Origin of the sequence: Vibrio chagasii (assembly GCA_041879415.1) — a bacterium.
In the GTDB taxonomy this organism is placed as follows: Bacteria; Pseudomonadota; Gammaproteobacteria; order Enterobacterales; family Vibrionaceae; genus Vibrio.
In genome coordinates, this window is sequence record CP090851.1 from 2,203,108 (window position 1) to 2,225,791 (window position 22,684).

General features: G+C 44.4%; 21 protein-coding genes. 7 read left to right on the plus strand and 14 right to left on the minus strand.

The genetic code is table 11. From position 1 onward, the window contains the following. Entirely contained in the window at positions 1-966 is a 966-nt protein-coding gene (gene lipA, locus L0991_10000; GenBank protein ID XGB61752.1) for a lipoyl synthase, read from the plus strand. A gap of 167 nt (positions 967-1,133) precedes the next feature. On the opposite strand, the gene L0991_10005 is transcribed toward lipA, so the two are convergent. The 3 genes from L0991_10005 to L0991_10015 form a co-directional block, all read right to left on the minus strand. After that, the gene (locus L0991_10005) at positions 1,134-2,495 is read right to left on the minus strand and encodes a sodium-dependent transporter (GenBank protein XGB61753.1); all 1,362 of its coding nucleotides are present in this window, start codon (positions 2,493-2,495) and stop codon (positions 1,134-1,136) included. A gap of 278 nt (positions 2,496-2,773) precedes the next feature. Further along, complete coding sequence (locus L0991_10010) at positions 2,774-3,550, minus strand: YggN family protein (protein XGB61754.1); 777 nt, start codon at positions 3,548-3,550, stop codon at positions 2,774-2,776. Positions 3,551-3,638: 88 nt separating this feature from the next. Continuing rightward, positions 3,639-4,112, minus strand: a complete 474-nt coding sequence (locus tag L0991_10015; GenBank protein ID XGB61755.1) for a GreA/GreB family elongation factor — start codon at positions 4,110-4,112, stop codon at positions 3,639-3,641. Between the two features lie 145 nt (positions 4,113-4,257). On the opposite strand from L0991_10015, the gene L0991_10020 reads away from it, so the two are divergent. Then, positions 4,258-6,192: a RecQ family ATP-dependent DNA helicase gene (locus L0991_10020; protein ID XGB61756.1), complete on the plus strand. Its 1,935-nt coding sequence runs from the start codon at positions 4,258-4,260 to the stop codon at positions 6,190-6,192. A gap of 74 nt (positions 6,193-6,266) precedes the next feature. Here L0991_10020 and dinB read toward each other — a convergent pair whose 3' ends face one another. Then, positions 6,267-7,343 carry a DNA polymerase IV gene (dinB, locus tag L0991_10025; protein XGB63881.1) on the minus strand — a complete coding sequence of 359 codons (1,077 nt, stop codon included), beginning with the start codon at positions 7,341-7,343 and terminating at the stop codon, positions 6,267-6,269. Between the two features lie 162 nt (positions 7,344-7,505). Between dinB and L0991_10030 the strand changes: the two genes are divergently transcribed. After that, positions 7,506-8,747, plus strand: a complete 1,242-nt coding sequence (locus tag L0991_10030; GenBank protein XGB61757.1) for a response regulator — start codon at positions 7,506-7,508, stop codon at positions 8,745-8,747. A gap of 112 nt (positions 8,748-8,859) precedes the next feature. Here L0991_10030 and nqrM read toward each other — a convergent pair whose 3' ends face one another. From nqrM to bolA, 9 genes are all read right to left on the minus strand, one after another. Beyond that, positions 8,860-9,114, minus strand: a complete 255-nt coding sequence (nqrM, locus tag L0991_10035; protein XGB61758.1) for a (Na+)-NQR maturation NqrM — start codon at positions 9,112-9,114, stop codon at positions 8,860-8,862. 16 nt (positions 9,115-9,130) lie between these two features. Beyond that, complete coding sequence (locus tag L0991_10040) at positions 9,131-10,135, minus strand: FAD:protein FMN transferase (protein ID XGB61759.1); 1,005 nt, start codon at positions 10,133-10,135, stop codon at positions 9,131-9,133. Positions 10,136-10,309: 174 nt separating this feature from the next. Then, positions 10,310-11,536: an NADH:ubiquinone reductase (Na(+)-transporting) subunit F gene (gene nqrF, locus L0991_10045; GenBank protein XGB61760.1), complete on the minus strand. Its 1,227-nt coding sequence runs from the start codon at positions 11,534-11,536 to the stop codon at positions 10,310-10,312. A gap of 29 nt (positions 11,537-11,565) precedes the next feature. After that, on the minus strand, positions 11,566-12,162 hold the full coding sequence (gene nqrE / locus L0991_10050) for an NADH:ubiquinone reductase (Na(+)-transporting) subunit E (GenBank protein XGB61761.1): 597 nt from the start codon (positions 12,160-12,162) through the stop codon (positions 11,566-11,568). A 7-nt stretch (positions 12,163-12,169) separates the two neighbouring features. Continuing rightward, complete coding sequence (locus tag L0991_10055; GenBank protein XGB61762.1) at positions 12,170-12,802, minus strand: NADH:ubiquinone reductase (Na(+)-transporting) subunit D; 633 nt, start codon at positions 12,800-12,802, stop codon at positions 12,170-12,172. After that, positions 12,802-13,569 carry a Na(+)-translocating NADH-quinone reductase subunit C gene (locus L0991_10060; protein ID XGB61763.1) on the minus strand — a complete coding sequence of 256 codons (768 nt, stop codon included), beginning with the start codon at positions 13,567-13,569 and terminating at the stop codon, positions 12,802-12,804. The genes L0991_10055 and L0991_10060 overlap by 1 nt, the downstream gene beginning before the upstream one ends. After that, positions 13,559-14,803 (minus strand): NADH:ubiquinone reductase (Na(+)-transporting) subunit B, encoded by a 1,245-nt coding sequence (locus L0991_10065; GenBank protein XGB61764.1) that lies wholly within the window; start codon positions 14,801-14,803, stop codon positions 13,559-13,561. The genes L0991_10060 and L0991_10065 overlap by 11 nt, the downstream gene beginning before the upstream one ends. 5 nt (positions 14,804-14,808) lie before the next feature. Further along, positions 14,809-16,149 carry a Na(+)-translocating NADH-quinone reductase subunit A gene (locus tag L0991_10070; GenBank protein XGB61765.1) on the minus strand — a complete coding sequence of 447 codons (1,341 nt, stop codon included), beginning with the start codon at positions 16,147-16,149 and terminating at the stop codon, positions 14,809-14,811. Between the two features lie 522 nt (positions 16,150-16,671). Further along, the gene (bolA, locus tag L0991_10075; protein ID XGB61766.1) at positions 16,672-16,980 is read right to left on the minus strand and encodes a transcriptional regulator BolA; all 309 of its coding nucleotides are present in this window, start codon (positions 16,978-16,980) and stop codon (positions 16,672-16,674) included. A 174-nt stretch (positions 16,981-17,154) separates the two neighbouring features. Between bolA and L0991_10080 the strand changes: the two genes are divergently transcribed. The 4 genes from L0991_10080 to L0991_10095 all read left to right on the plus strand — a co-directional run bounded on the left by L0991_10080 (position 17,155) and on the right by L0991_10095 (position 20,903). Continuing rightward, positions 17,155-18,306, plus strand: a complete 1,152-nt coding sequence (locus tag L0991_10080; protein XGB61767.1) for a methyltransferase — start codon at positions 17,155-17,157, stop codon at positions 18,304-18,306. 67 nt (positions 18,307-18,373) lie between these two features. Beyond that, positions 18,374-18,943 carry a YajG family lipoprotein gene (locus L0991_10085; protein XGB61768.1) on the plus strand — a complete coding sequence of 190 codons (570 nt, stop codon included), beginning with the start codon at positions 18,374-18,376 and terminating at the stop codon, positions 18,941-18,943. Next, positions 18,943-19,491, plus strand: coding sequence for a peptidylprolyl isomerase (locus L0991_10090; protein ID XGB61769.1), 549 nt, complete (start codon positions 18,943-18,945; stop codon positions 19,489-19,491). Before L0991_10085 ends, L0991_10090 begins: the two co-directional genes overlap by 1 nt. Positions 19,492-19,544: 53 nt before the next feature. Then, entirely contained in the window at positions 19,545-20,903 is a 1,359-nt protein-coding gene (locus L0991_10095; protein ID XGB61770.1) for an MFS transporter, read from the plus strand. Positions 20,904-20,980: 77 nt separating this feature from the next. Here the strand turns inward: L0991_10095 and L0991_10100 are convergent, their stop codons facing one another. Beyond that, complete coding sequence (locus L0991_10100) at positions 20,981-22,327, minus strand: DUF4397 domain-containing protein (GenBank protein ID XGB61771.1); 1,347 nt, start codon at positions 22,325-22,327, stop codon at positions 20,981-20,983. Positions 22,328-22,684: the final 357 nt, after the last annotated feature.

Genomic DNA, 22,684 nt, shown 5'->3' on the forward strand with positions numbered 1-22,684 from the left:
ATGAGCAAACCAATCCAAATGGAAAAAGGCGTTAAATATCGTGACGCTGACAAAATGGCATTAATTCCCGTAAAGAATATGCCTGCTGAACAGAAAGAAGTGCTACGTAAGCCAGAATGGATGAAGATTAAACTTCCTTCAGACAGCCATCGTATCCAAGAAATCAAATCAGCAATGCGCAAAAACAACCTGCACTCAGTTTGTGAAGAAGCGTCTTGCCCTAACCTAGCCGAGTGTTTCAACCACGGTACGGCAACGTTTATGATTCTTGGCGCTATCTGTACACGTCGCTGCCCGTTCTGTGATGTTGCCCATGGTCGTCCTGTTGCTCCTGAAGCAGAAGAGCCGAAGAAACTGGCGAAGACAATTCAAGACATGAAACTGAAGTATGTAGTAATCACTTCAGTTGACCGTGATGACTTGCGTGACGGTGGTGCTAAACACTTTGCAGACTGTAACCGTGAGATCCGCGAGCTAAACCCAAACATTCGTATCGAAACGCTGGTTCCAGACTTCCGCGGTCGTATGGACGTTGCACTTGAACTACTGAAAGACAATCCACCAGATGTTTTCAACCACAACCTAGAGACAGCGCCACGCCTATACCGTAAAGCGCGTCCAGGTGCGAACTATAAGTGGTCTCTTGATCTACTGAAGAAGTTTAAAGAGCAGCACCCAGACATCCCAACAAAGTCTGGCGTAATGATGGGCCTTGGTGAAACCAAAGAAGAGATCATTCAAGTACTGAAAGACCTTCGTGAGCACGGCGTAACTATGCTGACTCTTGGTCAATACCTAGCACCAAGCCGTCACCACTTACCAGTAGAACGCTATGTGCCGCCTTCAGAGTTCGACGAGCTAAAAGAGATTGCTCTTGAGCTAGGCTTCACTCACGCAGCATGTGGTCCGTTTGTACGTTCTTCTTACCATGCAGACTTGCAAGCACAAGGTATGGAAATCAAGTAAGCGATTACTTATCTCCTCAGTTTCAAAGGCGCATCCTCTCGGGGATGCGCCTTTTTCTTATCAAAAAACCGTAACGTTGCCATTCAGATACAACAAAGCCGCTCTATGAGAGCGGCTTTTTTAAATTCAGATGTCTAGACAATAGACAAGCAAACAATAATGGCTAATTAGCCGAAAGAAGCCCAGATAACCGTTGCCACTAAGATTGGGCACACGAACTTCACATACATCGGCCAAATCTTACCAAACCAGCCAAGTTGAAAATCAGGGCAACCTTGCTCAAGTTCTTTTACTTTTGACGCTCGACCCCACACCCATCCACCAAATAGGCAGAACATCAATGCGGCAACGGGTTGCAGGTACTGTGTCGCAATCATCGCAACCATGCCAAACATCGCAGCAAAGTTGTAAACAATCACCACACTAAACAGCGCAATAGCACCACCAATCACCCAACTTGTTGACGTACGTTTAGTATTGAAGCGCTCACTCACTAACGCTACCGGGCCTTCTAACATTGAGATAGAAGACGTCAACGCAGCAATGGTTAGCAACAAGAAGAAAACAATTGCGAAGATCTGACCAAGTACACCTAAGCTATCAAACATCAAAGGTAGAACCGTGAACACTAGCGTGTCAGAACTTAACAGCGAGCCATCTTCTGCATAGATTTGTACGCCTTTTTGCATCGCAACAAACATTGCAGGCATTACCACTAAACCAGCAATAAAAGCCACTGCGGTATCAACCAGCGTCACGTTCATTGCCATTTTGGGCAGGTTTTCTTTTTTACTTAAGTAAGATCCATAAACCAACATTGAACAGCCACCAATCGTTAGCGAGAAGAAGCCTTGGCCCATCGCTGCTAGAATCAGTTTTCTGTCCCACACCTTTTCAAAATCAGGCACTAGGTAATGCTTTAAGCCTTCCATTGCACCAGCTTGAGTCATGATGTACACGAACAATAAGCCGAACAAAACAAACAGTGCTGGCATTAAGCGCGTCGACCACTTCTCGATACCTTGCTTAACACCGCCCTGTACAATAAGAATGGTCAGTACGTAGAACGCTACAGTACCAAATACATTACGCTCAACACTGAAGCCTTTGAACCAATCAGCCGCCGCCTCTAGACCAATAAGATCAGCGACTGCACCAATTAGGAAGCAGATCAACCAGCCACCAACAATGCTGTAAAAAGCCAATACGGCACTTGGGACACTTAACCCAATCCAACCGACAAATTCACCGACTTTCTTTCCTAGAGGGTTACTCGTTAGTGAACGCATGCTATCAACTGGGTTGGCTTGACCATGACGACCAATCGCCATTTCAACCACCAGCATAGGGAACGCAACCACGAAAATCATGATTAGGTAAACAAGTAGGAAGGCGCCACCGCCATTGCTTGCTACTTGAGTCGGAAAACCCCAAATATTACCCAAGCCAACAGCAGCACCAGCCGCAGCTAAAATAAAGCCTAAACGAGAACTAAACAGCTCTCTTGAAGAGGAAGATTGTTGGTCCATATTGCTCGCACAAAGAATCAGTGAACTAGTTGAGAAGTACAGTAATAAAAAGCAATGATAGACACAACCAATAAATGAACAATTCTCTAATTTTTACAATCAATACGATATTTAGAACCACAAAATTAACAAAATTCCAGTTCGATAATTTTTCACAAGCAGATATATAAGAATTATCAGTCTACACCATCATCAAATCGGATACTGATCCGTTGGGCAAATGCTATAAACAAAAAGAGCACCAACTGGTGCTCTTGCTATTCATCACTAGACTCGAATTAAATCGTGAATACTTGATAATCTTTTAGGTTCGGAATGATTTCATGTAGCTCTTGCTCTTGTTCTGCCATCTCATCAAGAGAATCACAGAACTCAGCGCTTTCTTCTTCCATCTGCTTAGCATGCTGCTTCATTCGCTCTTCAACTTTCAGCTTGAGTTCAGCCATGCTGTCTGTCAATTCCGTCAGGTTGAGTCCGCCTTCTTGCTTCATCTTTTCTGACATGGCATTAAAAGCACTAGAGATAAACTCTTGGTTAAAGATCTCTTTAGCCTTTTCGAAATCTTCAGACCAACCATTGGCCATCGACTCAAAGCTGTCTGCTGGCAAAACCAGCTCACCATCTTTGTAGTAACGGGCTTCTAGGTCTGCGAAGAACGTTTTCATCGACTCTTTTACGTTATCAAACGATTCTGGAGAGTCCAAGCTGACAGCAATATCGTCAATCACATCATTGGCTAATGCGAGACTTTCGCTTGCCATCTGCTTAGCTCGCGGTATGTACTCACTCATACTCTCGCGATATTTTTCAATCGCCGCTTGTTGGTCAGCGTCAAGCTCAACTTTCTCGCCATGGATATAGAGATCGTTGTTATCATCAAATACGGCTGTATCACCATTTACCTGATGAATTTCGACTTTTTGGTCATCGATTCGCAACTCATTCTTCAAATCAACTCGACATTGAGCTGCAAATGTTGGCAGGCTCACAACAGAGATCGCCGCTGTTAACGATGCAATTAATACACTGTTTTTCATAGATACATTGCTTTTCATAACATCCTCTCATCAATCTGCCAGATTACTATACCCCGAGTTTATGCTTCTTTGTCAGAGCAAGGTTTTATATCAATTCACTCAGAGCTCAATCAATAGAAACCACTTCATAACAAAACGGTTTATCAGCGACGCTAAACTCAATCTCGTCGCCGACTTCTTTCCCCATAAGAGCGCGACCAAACGGCGCATTCGACGTCACTATAGATAACTCATTACCGTTCCAGGTAACAGACAGCCCACCGACTCTTGGCCCCATGAAAAAATGCTTATATTGATCGTGCTCGTCAATCACTACAACGTAGCTACTCACTGTTACCTTCTCACTATCCCGCAAAACTAGGTTTCGGTAACACTGAATATCATCTTCGCACTCTTGCACCCTAACCGCTTGTCCGTGAGCAAGGTACGAGGCTTCTAACGCCAACGTATCGTACTTGTGTTCAGGTACCGTCTCTTCATCAGTCGCAGCATCAATGGCGCGTTGTGTAGCGGACTGCGCGATACGTAATCGGGATTCAAGTTGCTCTATGATTGTTTGGCGGAGCTCAGACTTATTCATACTATTGGGGTGCTTTTCTATAGGAGCTACAGAATAGAATTAGGTACAATCAGGTGCAAGAGATTTGATACCTCAAGAGACGCTATCGTCAACCAACGCTTGCTTTAGCATCAAGACAACACTTATTAATTCAGGTAGAACACAAATGATTGAGCAGAAGCTAAAACAAGTATTCGGATTCGATTCACTGAGAAACGGACAGAAGCAAGTCATTGATAATGTTCTATCTGGTCACTCGACAGCCGCGATATTCCCGACAGGTTCAGGCAAATCACTCTGTTATCAGCTACCCGCTTTAGAGTTGCCCCACCTTACCTTAGTGATATCGCCACTGCTCGCCTTGATGAAAGACCAACTCGCGTTCCTACACAGTAAGGGCATCAACGCGGCTGCAATTGAATCGAGCCAAGACAGACAAACCACCCAGCAAGTGATGCAATCCGTACGCAACGGCGACACAAAGATCCTGATGATCTCAGTCGAGCGACTGAAAAACGAACGCTTTCGCCAGTTTATTTCCCAAGTGCCTATCTCGTTACTTGTGGTCGACGAAGCGCACTGTATCTCGGAATGGGGCCACAACTTCAGACCAGACTACCTCAAGCTGCCTCAATATCAAAAACAGCTCAATATTCCACAGGTACTGCTGCTCACAGCGACCGCCACAACATCTGTTATTCAAGATATGAAGTCGAAATTCGATATCGATAAAGATCGTGTTGTGGTCACGGGCTTCTATCGTCAAAACCTCGACCTATCTATTCAGCCATGCGAACAAGCTAACAAGTTAGAAAGCTTGTGTAATGTGGTCAACCAAGCGGCGCAAGCACCCACCATTGTCTATGTTACTCTGCAGCAAACGGCAGAAATGGTTGCTCAACAGCTCCGTAATGCCGGGGTTAACGCTGTGGCTTATCACGCCGGTCTTAAACCAGAAAATAGAGATGCCATCCAACAACAATTCATGAATGATGACGTGCACTGTATTGTGGCGACGATTGCATTTGGTATGGGTGTGGACAAATCAAATATCCGCCGAGTGATTCATTTTGACTTACCAAAATCGATAGAGAACTACTCACAAGAGATAGGAAGAGCTGGCCGTGATGGACAAGCTTCTGAGTGTATTTTACTAGCTAACAAACATGGCTTGAGCACACTTGAGAACTTCGTGTTTGGCGATACACCGGACAACATATCCATCCAAGCCGTATTGAGAGAGATCTACGAAAACCAAAACATTGGGCCATCTGGTGCCAATCAATGGGAAATCATGCTTAACCAACTTTCGCGTGAATCTAACATTCGCCAGCTGCCGCTTAAAACACTGCTGGTTTACCTCGAAATTGAAGGTGTGATTGAGCCGAAGTACAGCTACTTTGCGGACTACAAATTTAAGTTCATTCGCCCTAAACAGCAGATCTGCGAGCAATTCCAAGGCGAACGTCGTAACTTTGTTGAAGCGATCTTCCAGTGTTCTCCGCAAGCGAGAGTTTGGTGTCAAGTCGACTTCGAAGCACTTTGGACTCACTTCCAAGCTGACCGTCAACGCGTGATTGCCGCTATCGATTACTTTAATGAACAGGGCTGGATTGAGTTGGAAAGTAAACAGATCACCGATGTTTACGCGATCCACAATACTTCTGAAGAGATGATGCTGTTGTCTGAGCGACTTACAGAGTTGTTTAAAGCAAAAGAGAATAGCGAGATAAATCGTCTCAATCAAATGCTGAGCTTCTTTGAGGCTGACTCCTGCCTAAGCTCGCGCCTAGCAAGCTACTTTGCAGACAACGAAGCGCCAAAAGCCTGCGGTCACTGCTCCGTATGCCGCGGTCAAGTAGCAACCTTGCCAAGCGTTGATGTTGAATCAGTCGATGATGAAACAGTCATGACATGGATTCATGAGTTTATTTCTGCAAGCCAACAACTGATAACCGATGAAGCCATCACTCGTTTTCTTTGTGGAATCGCCACACCACTTTCGACCAAGCTTAAAGCAAGCAAAATGGCTGGCTACGGAAAGTTAGAGCAACAACCTTTCGCCGACACCTTAGCGCGCGTAAAACAGCTTCCAAGATAACTCTAAACGATAAAAACCGACTAGGCCGCAAAGCTAAGTCGTTTTTTATGAAAAGCACTCGCCAATCTCTGTCTTTAGAAAAAGCTCAGCTGACGCATTTGGTCTTTGGGCTGCAACATCACACTTAAACCCAGTAAGCGTATCTCTCGCCCTTGCTGCCTTTTGAGTATTTCACTTAACAGCTCTTTGAAATGCTCACGGTCTAGAGAAGCATGAATATGCTCAATAGTGGTTTGTTGGAAATCAGCGAATTTGAGCTTTATACCCTGCTTGATGATCGCTTTGCTTGGACTCGCTTTTTCCAATCGAGTTTCAAGTTCAGGAAACAGCTTGTCTTCTATCACCTGCCAGCACTCGGCGTAAGTCGAAATGTTTTGAGTAAAGGTTCGCTCAACCCCAACAGACTTTCGTTCACGCTCGACAATGACTTCTCGCTCATCGATACCATGACTGCGCTTCCACAGTGAGGCACCCTGACGACCAAATTTAAGTAGTAAATCGCGATAGTCAGACTCTTTTATATCCTTGCAGGTAAAAAAGCCCGCTTGGTGAAGCTTTTCAATGCTCACCTTGCCAACACCGGGGATCTTTTCAAGTGGTAGTTCATCGATCACCGCTTGCACGTCTTGTGGAGGGATAACGAATTGCCCGTTAGGCTTATTCATATCCGAAGCCACTTTCGCCAAAAACTTTATAGGTGCAATACCGGCAGACGCTGTTAGATTAAGTTCATTCCAGATATCACGACGAATCGATTCAGCGATAAGTGTTGCAGAGCCATGGCACTGCTTTGAGTCGGTTACATCAAGAAATGCTTCATCCAACGACAACGGCTCAATCACCGAAGTATACCGAGAGAAAATCTCACGGATCTTTTTAGATATCTCGACATAGACAGACATTCTTCCCGGCACTACTAACAAGTTAGGACAAAGTTGTAGCGCTTTAGCTGTCGGCATGGCCGAGCGAACACCAAACTTACGCGCTTCATAATTGCATGTGCTGAGCACACCACGTTGCTTTTCATGCCCGCCTACGGCTAACGGTCGGTTACGGTAGGCCGGGTTATCCCGCATTTCTACAGCCGCGTAAAAACAGTCCATATCGACATGGATTATTTTTCTCACTTTCTCTTGGTCCGCACTACACATCAACCAGTAACTCAAACTTACAACTGTATCTATGAACAGTATAATGGATAATTGTTGGTTTTAAAATGATCTGGAGTCCAGCTCAACAGGTTTAGCTTCAACCCCCACCTACTCTTCTGATAGTATTGTTAGGAGTATTTAGTCTATAAGTAGGGATAGCTTTTGAGTGAAAAAATACTAGTAGTAGAGGACAGTCGCGCATTCAGAAACTACCTTTACCAGCAATTTAAAAACGATGGTTATGAAGTTGCACTCGCAGAATCGGTGGCTGAAGCCAAAGCTATCTTAGAACAAGAGACGGACTTCTTGTGTGCGGTGCTCGACTACTGCCTACCTGACGGCCAAGATGGCGAGATCATTGATTTGGTGCTCGGCTATCAACAAAAGATCATCGTACTTACCGGCATGTTCAACAACACCCTGCGAGAACAAGTACTGGCTAAAGGTGTGTTGGATTACATCCTCAAAGACAGCATGTCATCGGTTAGTTACTTACTGCCTCTTGTAAAACGAATCTCAAATAATCGACACCACAAAGCTCTGGTTGTTGATGATTCGGCTGTGGTTCGTCGCTATGTCGTTCAACTTCTTGAACACCAATATATTCAAACGGTTCAGGCAGAGGATGGAGAGCAAGCGCTCGCACTGCTTCAAAACGATCCTGATATCACAGTAGTGGTCACTGACCACGATATGCCAAATAAAGACGGTATCGCGATGACCCGTGATATTCGAGTACATCACGACCGTAACCAACTCGCTATCCTTGGCCTATCAGGCAGCGATGATCGCACCATGACGGCTCGTTTCCTGAAAGCTGGTGCCAATGACTTTCTCTATAAACCCTTTAATCAAGAAGAATTCTTCTGTCGAATTCATCAACTCCTCGATATGAAAGAAGCGACGAGTGAGCTGTTTCGTCACGCTAACGAGGATGCCCTTACGGGCCTATGGAACCGTCGTTATTTATTTAATCAGACGTGTAAAGGTTGTGAAGAACGCAATATTGCCATGATGGACATCGACTTCTTTAAGAAAGTGAACGATACCTATGGTCACGATGGTGGTGATGCGGTGTTGATTGAAGTTGGAAAAATTATCAAGCAACACTTTCAAGATGACTTACCCGTTCGCTTTGGCGGAGAAGAGTTTTGCATTCAATCTTGCGGTCCATTTGAACAATTTGTGGAAGCGTTGGAATCCATGAGAGACGCAATTGAAAATCACCAAGTGGAGCATGATTCACAAATCATTAAAGTGACCATGAGCATTGGGGTAACCGATCAAGTGGGCTCTTTAGATGAACAGATAAAAGCCGCCGACGAACTACTTTATACCGCAAAAGAACAAGGTCGAAACCAGCTAGTATGCGCTCGCAATAATCTTCAGTTAGTTAACGAGTAGCTGAACCTTTTTAAGCAATGAATCCAATTCGCGTAAAACGAAAAAGCCCAAGGCATATGCCTTGGGCTTTTGTTCTTGGAGAGCTAAATTCACTCCCAATCAGTATCGCTGATTAAGCAATACGATCTTTATTCCAAGCTGCTTCTTTTTGCTGACGCTCAGCCAGTTTCTCTTCGCGGTAAGCTTCACGAGCTTCACGCTTTTTACGCGCGTCACAAGGTTCTGGGCAGTTACATACTTTATCAATACCAACCGCACCCAAGCCGCCACAGCTACCTTTAACTACTTTCTTTTGAATGATGTAGCCAATCGACATTGCTGTAATCACAGCTAGAAAAACACCAAATGTAATCAGAAATGTATTCATAATTTTCTCGCTTACCTTATTTACCTAAGTATGGCTTAAATGCTTCAGAAGCAACTTCTTTAAAGCCATCTGCTGTTTTTACCACCATGAACACTGGGATGTTATGTTGGTTTGCGACTTCCATTCCTTTCTCTTCACCTAAGACCATAAGGCCTGTAGATAAACCGTCTGCAGTCATTGAAGACGAGTTTAAAACTGTTACAGAAACCACTTTATGGTGAAGAGGCTTTCCTGTTTCTGGGTTGATGATGTGTGAGTAACGAACACCATCACGTTCAAAATAGTTACGGTAATCACCAGAGGTTGCGATAGCCATGTCACCAGGCTCGATGATCTCTTGGATATTACGCTCATCAACGCTTGGTTTTTCGATTGCGATGCGCCAACCTACATTCTCACGGTTTAAACCCTTCAGACGAATTTCACCACCAACTTCAACCATATAGTTATGGATGCCAATAGAATCTAGGTAGTCTGCGACTACGTCAACTCCCCAGCCTTTTGCAATGGTTGATAGATCGACATACAGGTTAGGTAGATCTTTCTTCAACATATTGCCTTCAACGCTAAGGTGATGAATACCAATCTTAGCCTTGCGAGCCGCCAGCTCTTCATCTGATGGTACAACTTCAGGGCGAGCTTCAGGACCAAAGCCCCATAAGTTAACTAATGGACCAACCGTTACATCCAGTGCTCCTTCAGTAAGACCGTTCAAACGAATCGCTTCTTTCACAACCGTTGCTGTTTGTTCAGACACTTCGAATCCGTCAGCACCTTTGTATTGGTTGAAACGGCTCAACTCTGAATCTTCACGGTATGTCGACATCTGATCGTTTACTTCTTCAAGTAGACGGTCGATCTCAGTATGAACTTCATTAGACTCAGGAAATTCATCACCATTGATGTATTTAATATTGTAACTCGTGCCCATCGTTGGGCCACTCAAATGCACTTGCTCTCTTGACTGCTCACAGCCAGCAAGAAAAATCAAAGAAGTTAATGCAACAAGCCAAATTCTCACTTGCTTACTCCTGTCTAATGTTGAGGATTTATATAAGGAAAAATAAGAGTAGATAATAGGTATTTTGAATGCCTTACTCTTTCTTATATAAGCCAGTATGTTGTCAAAATCTGTCTTAGAAAAACAAATGGCTGACTCGTAGGAGTCAGCCATAATATCAATCACTTAAGTGGATTAACCACCGAAGTCATCTAGTAGGATGTTTTCATCTTCTACACCAAGATCTTTCAGCATGCCGATAACAGCAGCGTTCATCATCGGTGGACCACACATGTAGTACTCACAATCTTCAGGAGCTTCGTGATCCTTCAGGTAGTTTTCGTACAATACGTTGTGGATGAAACCAGTGTAACCGTCCCAGTTGTCCTCTGGTTGAGGATCAGACAGTGCACAGTGCCACACGAAGTTTTCGTTTGCAGCTGCTAGGCCGTCGAAATCTTCAATGTAGAACATCTCACGCTTAGAACGTGCGCCGTACCAGTAAGACATCTTACGAGTAGACTTAAGACGCTTAAGTTGGTCGAAGATATGAGAACGCATAGGCGCCATACCTGCACCACCACCGATGAATACCATTTCGTTGTCTGTGTCTTTAGCGAAGAACTCACCAAATGGACCAGAAATAGTACACTTGTCACCAGGCTTAAGAGACCAGATGTATGAAGACATCACACCTGGAGCTACGTCTGGGTTGTTTGGCGGCGGAGTCGCGATACGAACGTTCAACTTGATGATGCCTTTCTCTTCTGGGTATGAAGCCATTGAGTAAGCACGGATTGAATGTTCTTTAACGATAGACTCGTAACGGAATAGGTTGAACTTATCCCAGTCACCACGGTATTCCTCAGGAATATCGTAATCTGCGTATTTCACGTGATGTGGTTCAGCTTCAATCTGAATGTAACCACCCGCGCGGAACGGTACTTCTTCACCTTCAGGGATTGCTAGTGCAAGTTCTTTGATGAAAGTAGCTTCGTTGTTATTCGAGATAACAGTACATTCCCACTTTTTAACACCAAAGATATCTTCGTCTAGTTCAATCTCCATATCAGTTTTCATAGCAACTTGACATGCAAGACGTTCGCCTTCGCGAGCTTCGCCTTTTGTAATGTGATCAAGTTCAGTTGGTAAGATGTCGCCACCGCCAGACTTAACTTTTACACGACACTGACCACAAGAGCCACCGCCACCACAAGCAGAAGATACGAAGATACCAGCGCCAGCTAGGGCACCAAGTAGCTTGCTACCAGGTTGAGTAACGATCGCCTTTTCAGGGTCGCCGTTTACTGAAATAGTGATGTCACCTGATGGTACTAGCTTAGATTTAGCGAATAGAATCACTAGCACTAGAGCCAATACAATAATGGTAAACATCGCTACGCCAAGAATAATGCTTTGCATTTGTTATTCCTTATTACTGGGTGCTTACCCTACAGTTGAACACCAGAGAAAGACATAAAGCCTAACGCCATCAGACCAACAGTAATGAACGTGATACCAAGGCCACGTAGACCTGGAGGTACGTCAGAGTACTTCATCTTCTCACGGATACCCGCAAGAGCAACGATAGCTAACATCCAACCCACACCAGAACCGAAACCGTAAACAACAGATTCAGCAAAGTTGTAGTCACGAGTTACCATGAAAGATACACCACCAAAGATTGCACAGTTAACTGTGATCAGTGGAAGGAAGATACCTAGTGCGTTGTACAAAGGTGGGAAGAAACGGTCTAGAACCATCTCTAGGATTTGTACAAGTGCAGCGATAACACCGATGAATGCGATGAAGTTAAGGAAACTTAAATCGACACCTTCAACAAGCGCGTTTTCTTTTAGGATGTTAGTGTAAACAAGGTTGTTCACAGGAACAGCGATTGTAAGTACTACAACTACCGCAACACCAAGACCAAAAGAAGTTTTAACTTTCTTAGATACCGCTAGGAATGTACACATACCTAGGAAGAAAGAAAGCGCCATGTTTTCGATAAAAATCGATTTAACTAGCAGACTAATATAATGTTCCATGACTACCTTACCCCTTCGCTTCTACTTGCTCTGGTTTGAACGTACGAATCGCCCAAATCAAGAAACCAATTAGGAAGAATGCAGAAGGTGCTAGAAGCATCAAGCCGTTTGGCTGATACCAACCACCGTTGCTCACTAGAGGTAGTACTTCCATACCAAATAGTTTGCCAGAGCCTAGAAGCTCACGGAAGAAACCAACAGTGATAAGAACGAAACCGTAACCAAGACCGTTACCAAGACCATCGATTAGAGATGGGATTGGCGCAGACTTCATTGCGAATGCTTCAGCACGACCCATTACAATACAGTTAGTAATGATTAGGCCTACGAATACAGATAGCTGCTTAGAGATATCGTATAGGTATGCTTTTAGCACTTGGTCTACCACGATTACTAATGATGCGATAATTGCCATCTGAACGATGATACGCACACTGTTAGGAATGTGGTTACGGATTAGAGAAACGAAGAAGTTAGACAGAGCAGTAACAAACATTACCGCGATAGTCATAACAAATGCTGTTTCTAGCTTAGTGGTTACCGCAAGAGCAGAACACACACCAAGAACCTGTAGCGCGATTGGGTTGTTATCCAATACTGGCGCTAGAATGCTCTTTTTAATTTCTTTTGCACTAGACATTAGTTCAGACCTCCGTCACGAACTTTTGCTAGGAACGGACCAAAGCCCATATCACCTAACCAGAAGTCAAATGTATGTTGAACGCCAACACTGGTCAGTGTTGCACCAGAAAGGCCATCAACACCGTGCTCAGTACCTTCAGGAGCACCACCTTTAACTACCTTGATAGCTGGCTTGTGGTTTTCGTCGAATAATTTCTTACCAACGAATTGAGCACGCCAAGTTGGGTTCTCAACTTCACCACCAAGTCCAGGAGTTTCACCTTGCTCGTAGTAAGTGATACCAGAAACTGTGTTGCCATCAGTTTCTACCGCAACGAATGCGTACATCATTGACCATAGGCCGTTACCGTGAACAGGGATGATAACTTTAGTAGTTTCAGCACCGTCTTTCACTAGGTATACAGTACCTGTGTTAGCACGACGAAGGATCTTAGCGATGTCATCTTCAGCTGAAAGCTTGATTGACTGAGCTGGATCTTTTGCCGCTTTACGTTGGTCGTATGCAGAAGCATCACCGTCAACGAAATCACCAGTAGCGAAATCAACTAGACGAGGTTCGATGTTCTCTGCGTACAGCGCTGGGATGTCACCTTCAAGGTCAACACCTGCAACTTCTAGGATCTTAGTTTGCTGATCCAGAACCGCGTTAGCTTGTTGCTTAGGTTTAAGAACAACTGCAGCTGTTGAAACGATAATTGAGCACACTAGGCTCAATGCGATAACAACAAACAGCGTCTTTTTAATGCTATCGTTATTACTTGCCATAGCGAGCTAGTCTCCGCTTAATGTTCTTCTCGATTACAACGTGGTCAAACAGAGGAGCAAATAGGTTTGCGAATAGAATCGCAAGCATCATGCCTTCTGGGTATGCAGGGTTAACTACACGGATCATTACACACATTGCGCCGATTAGGATGCCGTACCACCACTTACCTTTGTTGGTAAATGAAGCTGATACAGGGTCTGTCGCCATGAAGAACATACCGAATGCGAAGCCACCTAGAACTAGGTGCCAGTGCCAAGGCATGCTGAACATTGCGTTAGTATCAGAACCGATCACATTGAATAGCGTAGACACAGCGATCATACCGATCATTACACCAGCAATGATGCGCCATGAAGCGATACGCATGTAAACGATCATCGCTGCACCAATCATAAGTGCTAGAGTCGATACTTCACCGATAGAACCTGGGATGTTACCAATGAACGCATCCATCCAAGTGATTGCTTCACCAGATACTGTGTTCACTAGTGCGCTACCGCCGCCTTGAGCCCATTGGCTAAGCGCAGTTGCACCAGAGAAACCATCTGCTGCAGTCCAAACTACGTCACCTGAAATCTGTGCAGGATATGCAAAGAATAGGAACGCACGGCCAGCAAGTGCAGGGTTTAGGAAGTTACGACCTGTACCACCAAAGATCTCTTTAGCAACAACAACACCGAAGGTAATACCTAGAGCTGCTTGCCATAGAGGAAGTGTTGGCGGAACGATAAGCGCGAAAAGAATAGAAGTTACAAAGAAACCTTCGTTAACTTCGTGCTTACGCACCATACAGAACAGAACTTCCCAGAAACCACCAACGATAAATACCGTTGCGTAGATAGGTAGGAAGTAAGTCGCACCAAGTAGCATCTTACTGCCAACACCTGCATCGGCTCCTAAGGAGGCGCCAAGCATTTGAGTCAGCCAGTAGTGCCAGTTACCATCGATTACAGATGCTAGTTCAGCGCCTGCGTACATGTGGTTAAGTGCAGCGATAGCTTGGCCACCCGCGTTGTACATACCCCAGAACATTGCTGGGAATACCGCGAACCAAACCATGATCATGATACGTTTTAAGTCAACGCTATCACGAACGTGCGAGCTTTTCTTTGTGATAAGACCTGGCGTGTAGAACACTGTAGCCGCTGCTTCGTAAAGCGCGAACCACTTCTCGTGTTTGCCACCTGGCTCAAAATGATGCTCGATGTCTTCAAGAAACTTTTTAAGGCCCATGAAAATTACCCTTCCTTCTCAATCGTATCTAGGCATTCACGAAGTAGTTGACCGTACTCGTACTTACCTGGACATACAAAGGTACACAATGCCAAATCTTCTTCATCTAGCTCTAGCGCACCTAGTGCTTGTGCACTATCAACGTCGCCTGCACATAGATCACGAAGCAGCAATGTAGGTTCCATATCTAGAGGCATTACGCGCTCGTAGTTACCGATTGGAACCATTGAGCGATCACTACCGTTTGTAGTCGTTGTCATGTTGAACAACTGACCTTTAAACAGGTGACCAAGGAATGAACGAGTAACAGAGAACTTGTTCTTACCAGGCATAGCCCAGCCGAATAGCTCTTTATCACGACCTTCACGTAGAACAGAAACTTGCTGATGGTAACGACCAAGGTAAGCATGTGGACCGGTTGCTTGTGTACCAGTTAGTACAGAACCAGAAATCACACGAACTTCGCCTGGCATTAGCTCGCTGTCTGTCAACTCTTCAAGGCTAGCACCAATTTGAGTACGAACTAGACGTGGGTTGTTTACTACTGGACCAGCCAGAGAAACAACACGATCAGTGTAAAGCTCACCAGTAAGGAAAAGCTTACCGAATGCGATAACATCTTGGTAGTTAATGCTCCACGCTACGTTTTCTGCATTTACCGGGTATAGGTAATGCATATGCGTACCTGCAAGACCTGCAGGGTGTGGGCCATCAAAAACATGTTCTTCAACGTTAGACTGAGCTGAACGAGGTAAGCTAGTACCTTTTTTACAAACGTACACTTTACCGTTAGTCAGGGTTGAAAGAATATCTAAACCAGCAACGAAAGCATCAGACTGCTCGTTAATGATTAATTCTGGCTCAGCTGCTAGCGGATTAGTATCCATAGCAGTTACGAAAATAGCCTGAGTTTCAGAATCAATTGCTGGAACCTTGCTGAACGGACGAGTTCGCAAAGCGGTCCATGAACCAGACTCAACTAACTGAGCTTTAACCGTTTCACGGTCAAGACCTGCTAGTTGGTTAGCTTCATAGCTATTGAACGTGATTTGCTCATTGCCTGCTACTTCAATCACTAGAGATTGAAGAACACGCTTAGCACCACGGTTCACTTCAATAACTTTACCGCTTGCTGGAGAAGTAAATACAACACCTGGGTTCTTTTTATCTGCAAAAAGAACTTGGCCTTTCTTCACTTCATCACCAACGCGAGCATGCATCGTAGGACGCATACCAACGTACTCTTCGCCAAGCAAGGCGACTTTAGTGATGGACTTACCATCATTAATCACCTGGGATGGAGTTCCTGCGATAGGAAGATCCAAACCCTTCTTTATTGTAATCATACGCACTTGCACTACTTTATCGGGAAAAAGATTCTTTTAATTGCGTAAATTCAGGACGTTTTAAAATCGCCCTTAGACACGACATTACAGTGTCCGGTTTTGGTAAATTTGAGATACCAAAATCGCAACATTATCTTAATAAAATTCTCACACAAATCATGTGAGATTTATCAGGTGCCGTATTCTAGCATTTTTTGGCATCTTGATGCCATGACCAATAACTTGAATAGCACGTTTATTTGGTGAGAATTGAAGCATATGGACTCTTAAATATGTATAAATTTGACGAGCCGCACAGATAAATTGGCTTTTGAAAGGTGTTTTAAACAAGAGATTAACACTCTGTCACAAACTAATATTTTATGAGTTATGTTGAAACACTGTTAATAAAAACACTACTCATTGTAGGTATTTTTAGACGTTTAATTTGCCATCAGTTTGAGTGATATAACGGCAAAAAACAGATAATTTGGGCGATAAAAAAGGCGGCATAGCCACCTCTTTTTATATGTATTAAATCTATTACTTGCCCCCACCCATACACATTGGGCTGTCTGGCACGTTATCTAGCTGCTTCAACCATTCATCTTTTGTATAAGTGTGAATAGATAAAGCGTGAATATTGTTCGCTAGCTCTTCTGAAAGTGCTTTATTTACCGCTCGGTGACGAGCAATCAAACGCAAGCCTTCAAACGCTTCGCTCACAACAATCACCTTAAAATGACTCTCAGAACCAGCCGGAACATTGTGCATATAGCTCTCATTAATCACGTTCAAGTGACTTGGTGAAAACTCATTGTGCAATTTTGTTTCGATAACTTCTTGGATCATTGTGATTCCTTAATAACGGGTTGGCATTATCTGTGGGGTGAGTATAAACCCTAACAAGGCTACTGTCTGAGTATTTAATAACGAACAGCATAGGTTTAATCGAGTTTTCCCTATCTTGTTCAGCCCGCATTTGAGACAATATCTTTGTTATTTCTCACATAAGTATCCCAAGTAATGAAAACTGAACTTACCCTTCACGATAGAACCTTGACCTTACATCGTTTCCCTAAACGTTCAAATGAAACGCTTCAAGCTTGGGATGCGGGCGACGAATACATTATTAACCATGTTGAAGAGATGAACCTTGAACCTGGCAAACACATTCTGATCTTAAACGACAGCTTTGGTGCCCTATCCGCTTGGTTCTCAAAAGATCACGATGTGACCATGATGAGCGACTCGTTTATCTCTCATCGCGGCGGCCTGAAAAACTTACAGCGTAATCAGTGCAATCGCGTCAACTTTTTAAACACCATGGATGATATCCCTCACGGTATTGATCTGGTACTGATGCAGCTACCAAAAACAAACCGCCATTTGGTGTGGCAACTAAGCCAATTGCGCCAAGCTTTACCTGAAGGCTGCCAAGTGATCGGTGTCAACAAGGTAAAAGAGATTCACACATCAACGCTGAATCTGTTTGAAAAGTACTTGGGTGAAACCAAAACATCACTGGCGAAGAAAAAGCACCGTTTGGTGTTCTCATCTCCAAACTGTCAACCTATTCACAAAGTTGAACCATTCGTTGAGTGGGACGTTGATGGTGAAGATATCCGTCTGAAAAATTTACCAAATGTTTACTCAGGGGAAGCACTCGATCAGGGCGCTCGCTATATGCTAGAGCATATCCCTCAAGATCCGGAGTTACGTCATATCATCGATCTTGGTTGTGGTAACGGTGTACTGAGTGTTAAAGCTGGTCAACTGAATCCGCAGGCTCGTATTACGTGTGTCGATGAAAGCTTTATGGCCGTAGAATCAGCGCGCCAAAACGTAAAAGATAACCTTGGGGAAGAAGGAAACTTCCAGTTCATTGCTAACAACTGTTTGGACGGTTTTAAGAAAAACAGCACATACCTAGTTTTGTGTAACCCTCCATTCCATCAACAGCAAGCGATTACTGATCACATTGCATGGCAAATGTTCTGTGATGCAAAGCATGTTCTTAGCAATGGAGGCAAATTAATTGTTATTGGCAACCGACACCTCGGATACGATGTCAAACTAGCAAGATTATTTGGTGAAGCGAACGTTGAAACGCTTGAACTAAACCAAAAATTTGAGATATTACAAGCAACAAGAGAACCTGCTAATTTTAACAAATAGGCAGTAGACTGCTTTATAAGAATTTAAAATACCGAGCTTCTGGTGTGAATTTAGAAAGGATAAAGGAATGAAAAAACTGATTTTGGCTGCTTCTATCATGGCTTTGACAGCATGTTCAGCCCCTCAGCAAGAACAGATCAATGTAATGCCAGAAGCTTCACTAAGCTCAAGCAATCTAGTGCAAGGCAAAACCTACACACTAACCAGTAAAGATGTCCGCGCTGCTCAGTATGTTGCACTTGTTGATAGCGGCCGAGCTAACATTCAGCCAATTCACGCTAAGCAAAACATGCGCATTTCTCTAGAAAACGCTATCGCACAGCAATTTGAGTCTCAAGGCTTTCGTGCCAGCGTAAACAGCGAAAACTCTGTTGTTTTAGAGATTCAAGAAGCTTTAGTTACCGTAGAACACACCATTATGGAAAACCAAATGGACGGTAAAGTAACGCTTGAAGTTACGGCTGAAACACCAGAAGGTAAACTGGTTAAGACATTCAATGGTACAGCAACTCGCACTGGTGCATTAAGCGCATCAAACGACGATATCGCAATGGTACTTAACGATGTTATCGACTTAGTGCTTAAAGAGATCGCTAATGACCAAGAACTGCAAACTTACATGAAGGAACGTTTCTAATGGGTCGTATTCTATCTTCTATCGCACTCATGTTAGTGAGTGTAAGCGTGTGGGCTGGCCCTAAAGTGAATGTGGAGACGACGCTAGGTAACTTCACAATCGAGCTAAACCAAGATCAAGCACCAATTAGTTCTGAGAACTTTCTTAAATACGTAGCAGACGGTAGTTACGAAGGCACTATCTTCCACCGTGTTATTCCTGGTTTTATGGCGCAAGGTGGCGGCTTCAATCAAGACATGCAGCAACAAGCAACGTATGCTCCGATAAAAAATGAAGGTAGCAATGGTCTGAAAAATGACACAGCAACCATCGCTATGGCTCGTACTAACGCACCAGACTCTGCAACTCGTCAGTTCTACATTAACTATGCAGACAACGACTTCCTAAACGCGAAAGGCGGCAACCCGGGTTACGCAGTATTTGGTAAAGTAACCGAAGGCTTTGACGTAATTCAAAAGATGGCGACCATTCCAACTAAGCGAATGGGTCGTATGGCAGATATCCCTGTTGATCCAATTGTCATCACGAAAGTGACCCTTCTTAAGTAATCTAAAGCAACGCCCTTATTTCTTAAGGGCGTTTTTCTATACAAGGACGACCTATGTCATTAGGCACCCCCTCTCTTTCTTGGATGCAAACTTTCCGAAGCTATCTCGACAAGCGCTTACTGTGGGTGTTCATGCTCGGCTGCTCAAGCGGCTTCCCATGGGTTCTTATTGGATCCAACATGTCTGGCTGGCTTAAAGACGCAGGTTTAACCCGTGCTGCTATTGGCTACTTTGGTAGTGTATTTGCCGTGTACGCTATTAACTTTTTGTGGGCACCTCTGGTAGACCGAGTCAAATTACCGGTACTTCACGCAATACTCGGCCAGCGCCGCAGTTGGATCTTTTTCTGCCAGTCCATTGTTTTAGTTGGCACCTTATTCATCGCAGGCGTCAATCCCGCAGAGAACTTGGCGTTTACCTCGATGTTGGCACTCGCTATTGCTATTGCCTCAGCCACTCAAGACATCGCGATAGATGCATTTCGTATTGATACCTTCCCAAAATCTGAAGCATCAAAACTGCCACAAGCCTCTGCAATGGCAGTAGTTGGTTGGTGGACGGGCTATTCTCTACCAGGCTATCTTGCCTTTATTAACGCAGACTCAATCGGTTGGAATGGTGTTTACTACGGTATGGCTGGTGTCGTTGTCGTGTTAATGCTGTTTACTCTTTTTGTCGGAGAGCCAAATACACAACGTGAAGCCCTACAAGAACAAGCACAACAGCGACACAATAAAGTAGTTGGTTCAAAGCTTGTCGCTTGGTTCAGCGTAACGGTCATTGAGCCCTTTTATGATTTCTTCAAAAGAAATGGCGTTCAGGTTGCGATTACCCTACTGCTGTTTGTGTTCCTATTTAAGATCGGTGAAGCCTTCTTAGGTCGAATGTCGATCACCTTCTATAAAGAGATAGGTTTCAGTAACGAGCAAATTGGCCACTACTCCAAATTGATTGGTTGGGGTGCGACGATATTCTTCACTTTGGTCGGCAGTGTCTTCAATGTGAAGTTCGGTATTGTACGCGGGCTGATGATAGGCGGCGTGGCAATGGCAGCAAGTAACCTAATGTTTGCTTGGATCGCTCAGACAGGCCCAAGTGAGACGCTGTTCTTGGCTACTATTATTGTTGATAACTTCACAACGGCCTTTTCTACCGTCGCGTTTGTATCTTTCCTAACGCTATTAACAGGTCAGGCGTTTTCAGCAACACAGTATGCCTTACTGGCTTCACTTGGAAACTTCGGTCGTACCACTTTAGCTTCCTTTAGTGGTGAACTGGTTGATTACCTCAATGATTGGTCAACCTTCTTTATACTGACTGCACTGATGGTGATTCCAAGTTTAATCATGCTCTATTCGCTGCGCCACTTTTTCGCAGATTTACTAGAAAAAGCGAAAAATAACCACGAATAACAGAAAAAGAAAACAGAATAAAAAGAGGGTAGCATCACGCTACCCTCTTTTACTTTGTTACTTTGGTTCCGTAAGCGCTAGTCTGTTGTGTCACTCACGATAAGGTTGAAGCCAGTACCGGCTGAATCATCTATCGCCACAACTTGATAAACTACACCATCAGCCAAGGTTGCTGGAGCAGAGTCAATTGCCACAACCGACGGTTGGCCCGCGACAGTAATGGTCACAAAGTAAGACCCTGCTGCAACATAGATACCATTCGCATAATCTTTAAACTTCACATCACTCAGCGCTGGCGTGCTTCCAGCGATGCCTACATTTTCTGTTAAGTAGATGTCTACAGATGCCGCAATTGGATTAGCAGCAGCATGCGTAATGTTTAGCACCGCGCTGGTTGCCACCGGACGACGGTTTTCAGGAACGACTAAAGGCTCCAAGTTTAGCGGACTCACTGTCCCTACTGCATAAATGCTGTAATCCATCCCCGCGAATACAGCGACACCATCCGCGTCAATCAATGCGTTAGTCGTCGTGCCATCAGCAAAGATGTCAATGTCATAACTTCCAACTGCTAAGTCGAGAAACCCACGGATCTCTTTGAACATCAAATCAGCTAGCGGTGCAAATGCTGCTCCGTTGACAAAAACATCTACATCTGGAGCGCCATCGACTAAATGCCCTACTCTTACTTCCGCCGTCTCTGCCATGTCGTAGATTAACGAGGAGCCACTACCGTCCATAACCATTAACTTCACAGGTGAGGCGCTATTAGAATCAGCTCTCGGCACAGCGGCAATCGTCAATTCGCTACCTGCGGCTAGAGTGATCGCCCCTGAATCGAACGCGATAGCATTACCACTGACCGTTTCCAGTCTCACTCGATACTGCCCTGCTGGAATATTAAGAACATCGGTAAAATCTTTATAACCTAAGGTGCCAAGTGGAGCACCCAATGGATCGCTCGGCCCTGTTACATATAGGTTTACATCGCCAACCCCCGTGGCAGCATGAACAACTTGTACATCTAACGTTGAACTCGTTGCTGTGCCCTCAGCAGGTCTAGTCACAACTAGGGCTTCGACAGGATTGTTGGAACCATCGGCATCCCCTACCACCATAATGGTGTAGTCTAGATCCCCACTCAAATCGAATTGGCTTTGCGGAATAACAGTTGCTACTGCGTCTCCGGGAAGTTGGACATCGACTTGAACAGATGTCTGCCCCTGATTAACCGCCGAGTATCCAGAGGCCTGCGCGTAGTCTACGCTACTCCAGAGGGGTTGATTGTCTATCAGTACGTTAGCTAACGGGGCATCGGGAGATGCATGAACGGCTTGAAGCTGCGTTGTAGGCTCATCGTCATCATCACACCCAACAATAAATAGCGCTGACACAGCGACAGCTAACAGTGGTGAATATTTCATCGGTCTTCTCTCCAAAAAGTTAGACCGGTTCGTCACACAAAAGATACGCTCAGTAAAAATCTTAAAACACACTCTCTCTGTGTTTCGTGTAGGGAACCGTCTTAAAATCCTCGGTGATCGAAACAAGTCAAAAAAGTTCATAGGTTATCGCTCGTCACACCGGTTGCTCATCAATTGATTCCACCACCATTACGAAGTTGATTAAAAATAGATCAGGAAGTGGGTTTGTATGAGGGCAGATTTGTCCGCTTTTAGAGAGAAAATCACATAGAAAGGAATACTGTTGATTTTGATATGCATATCACTCAATTTAGTATAATCGTTTGCTTAGAGCGTCAATTCACCAATTAATACACA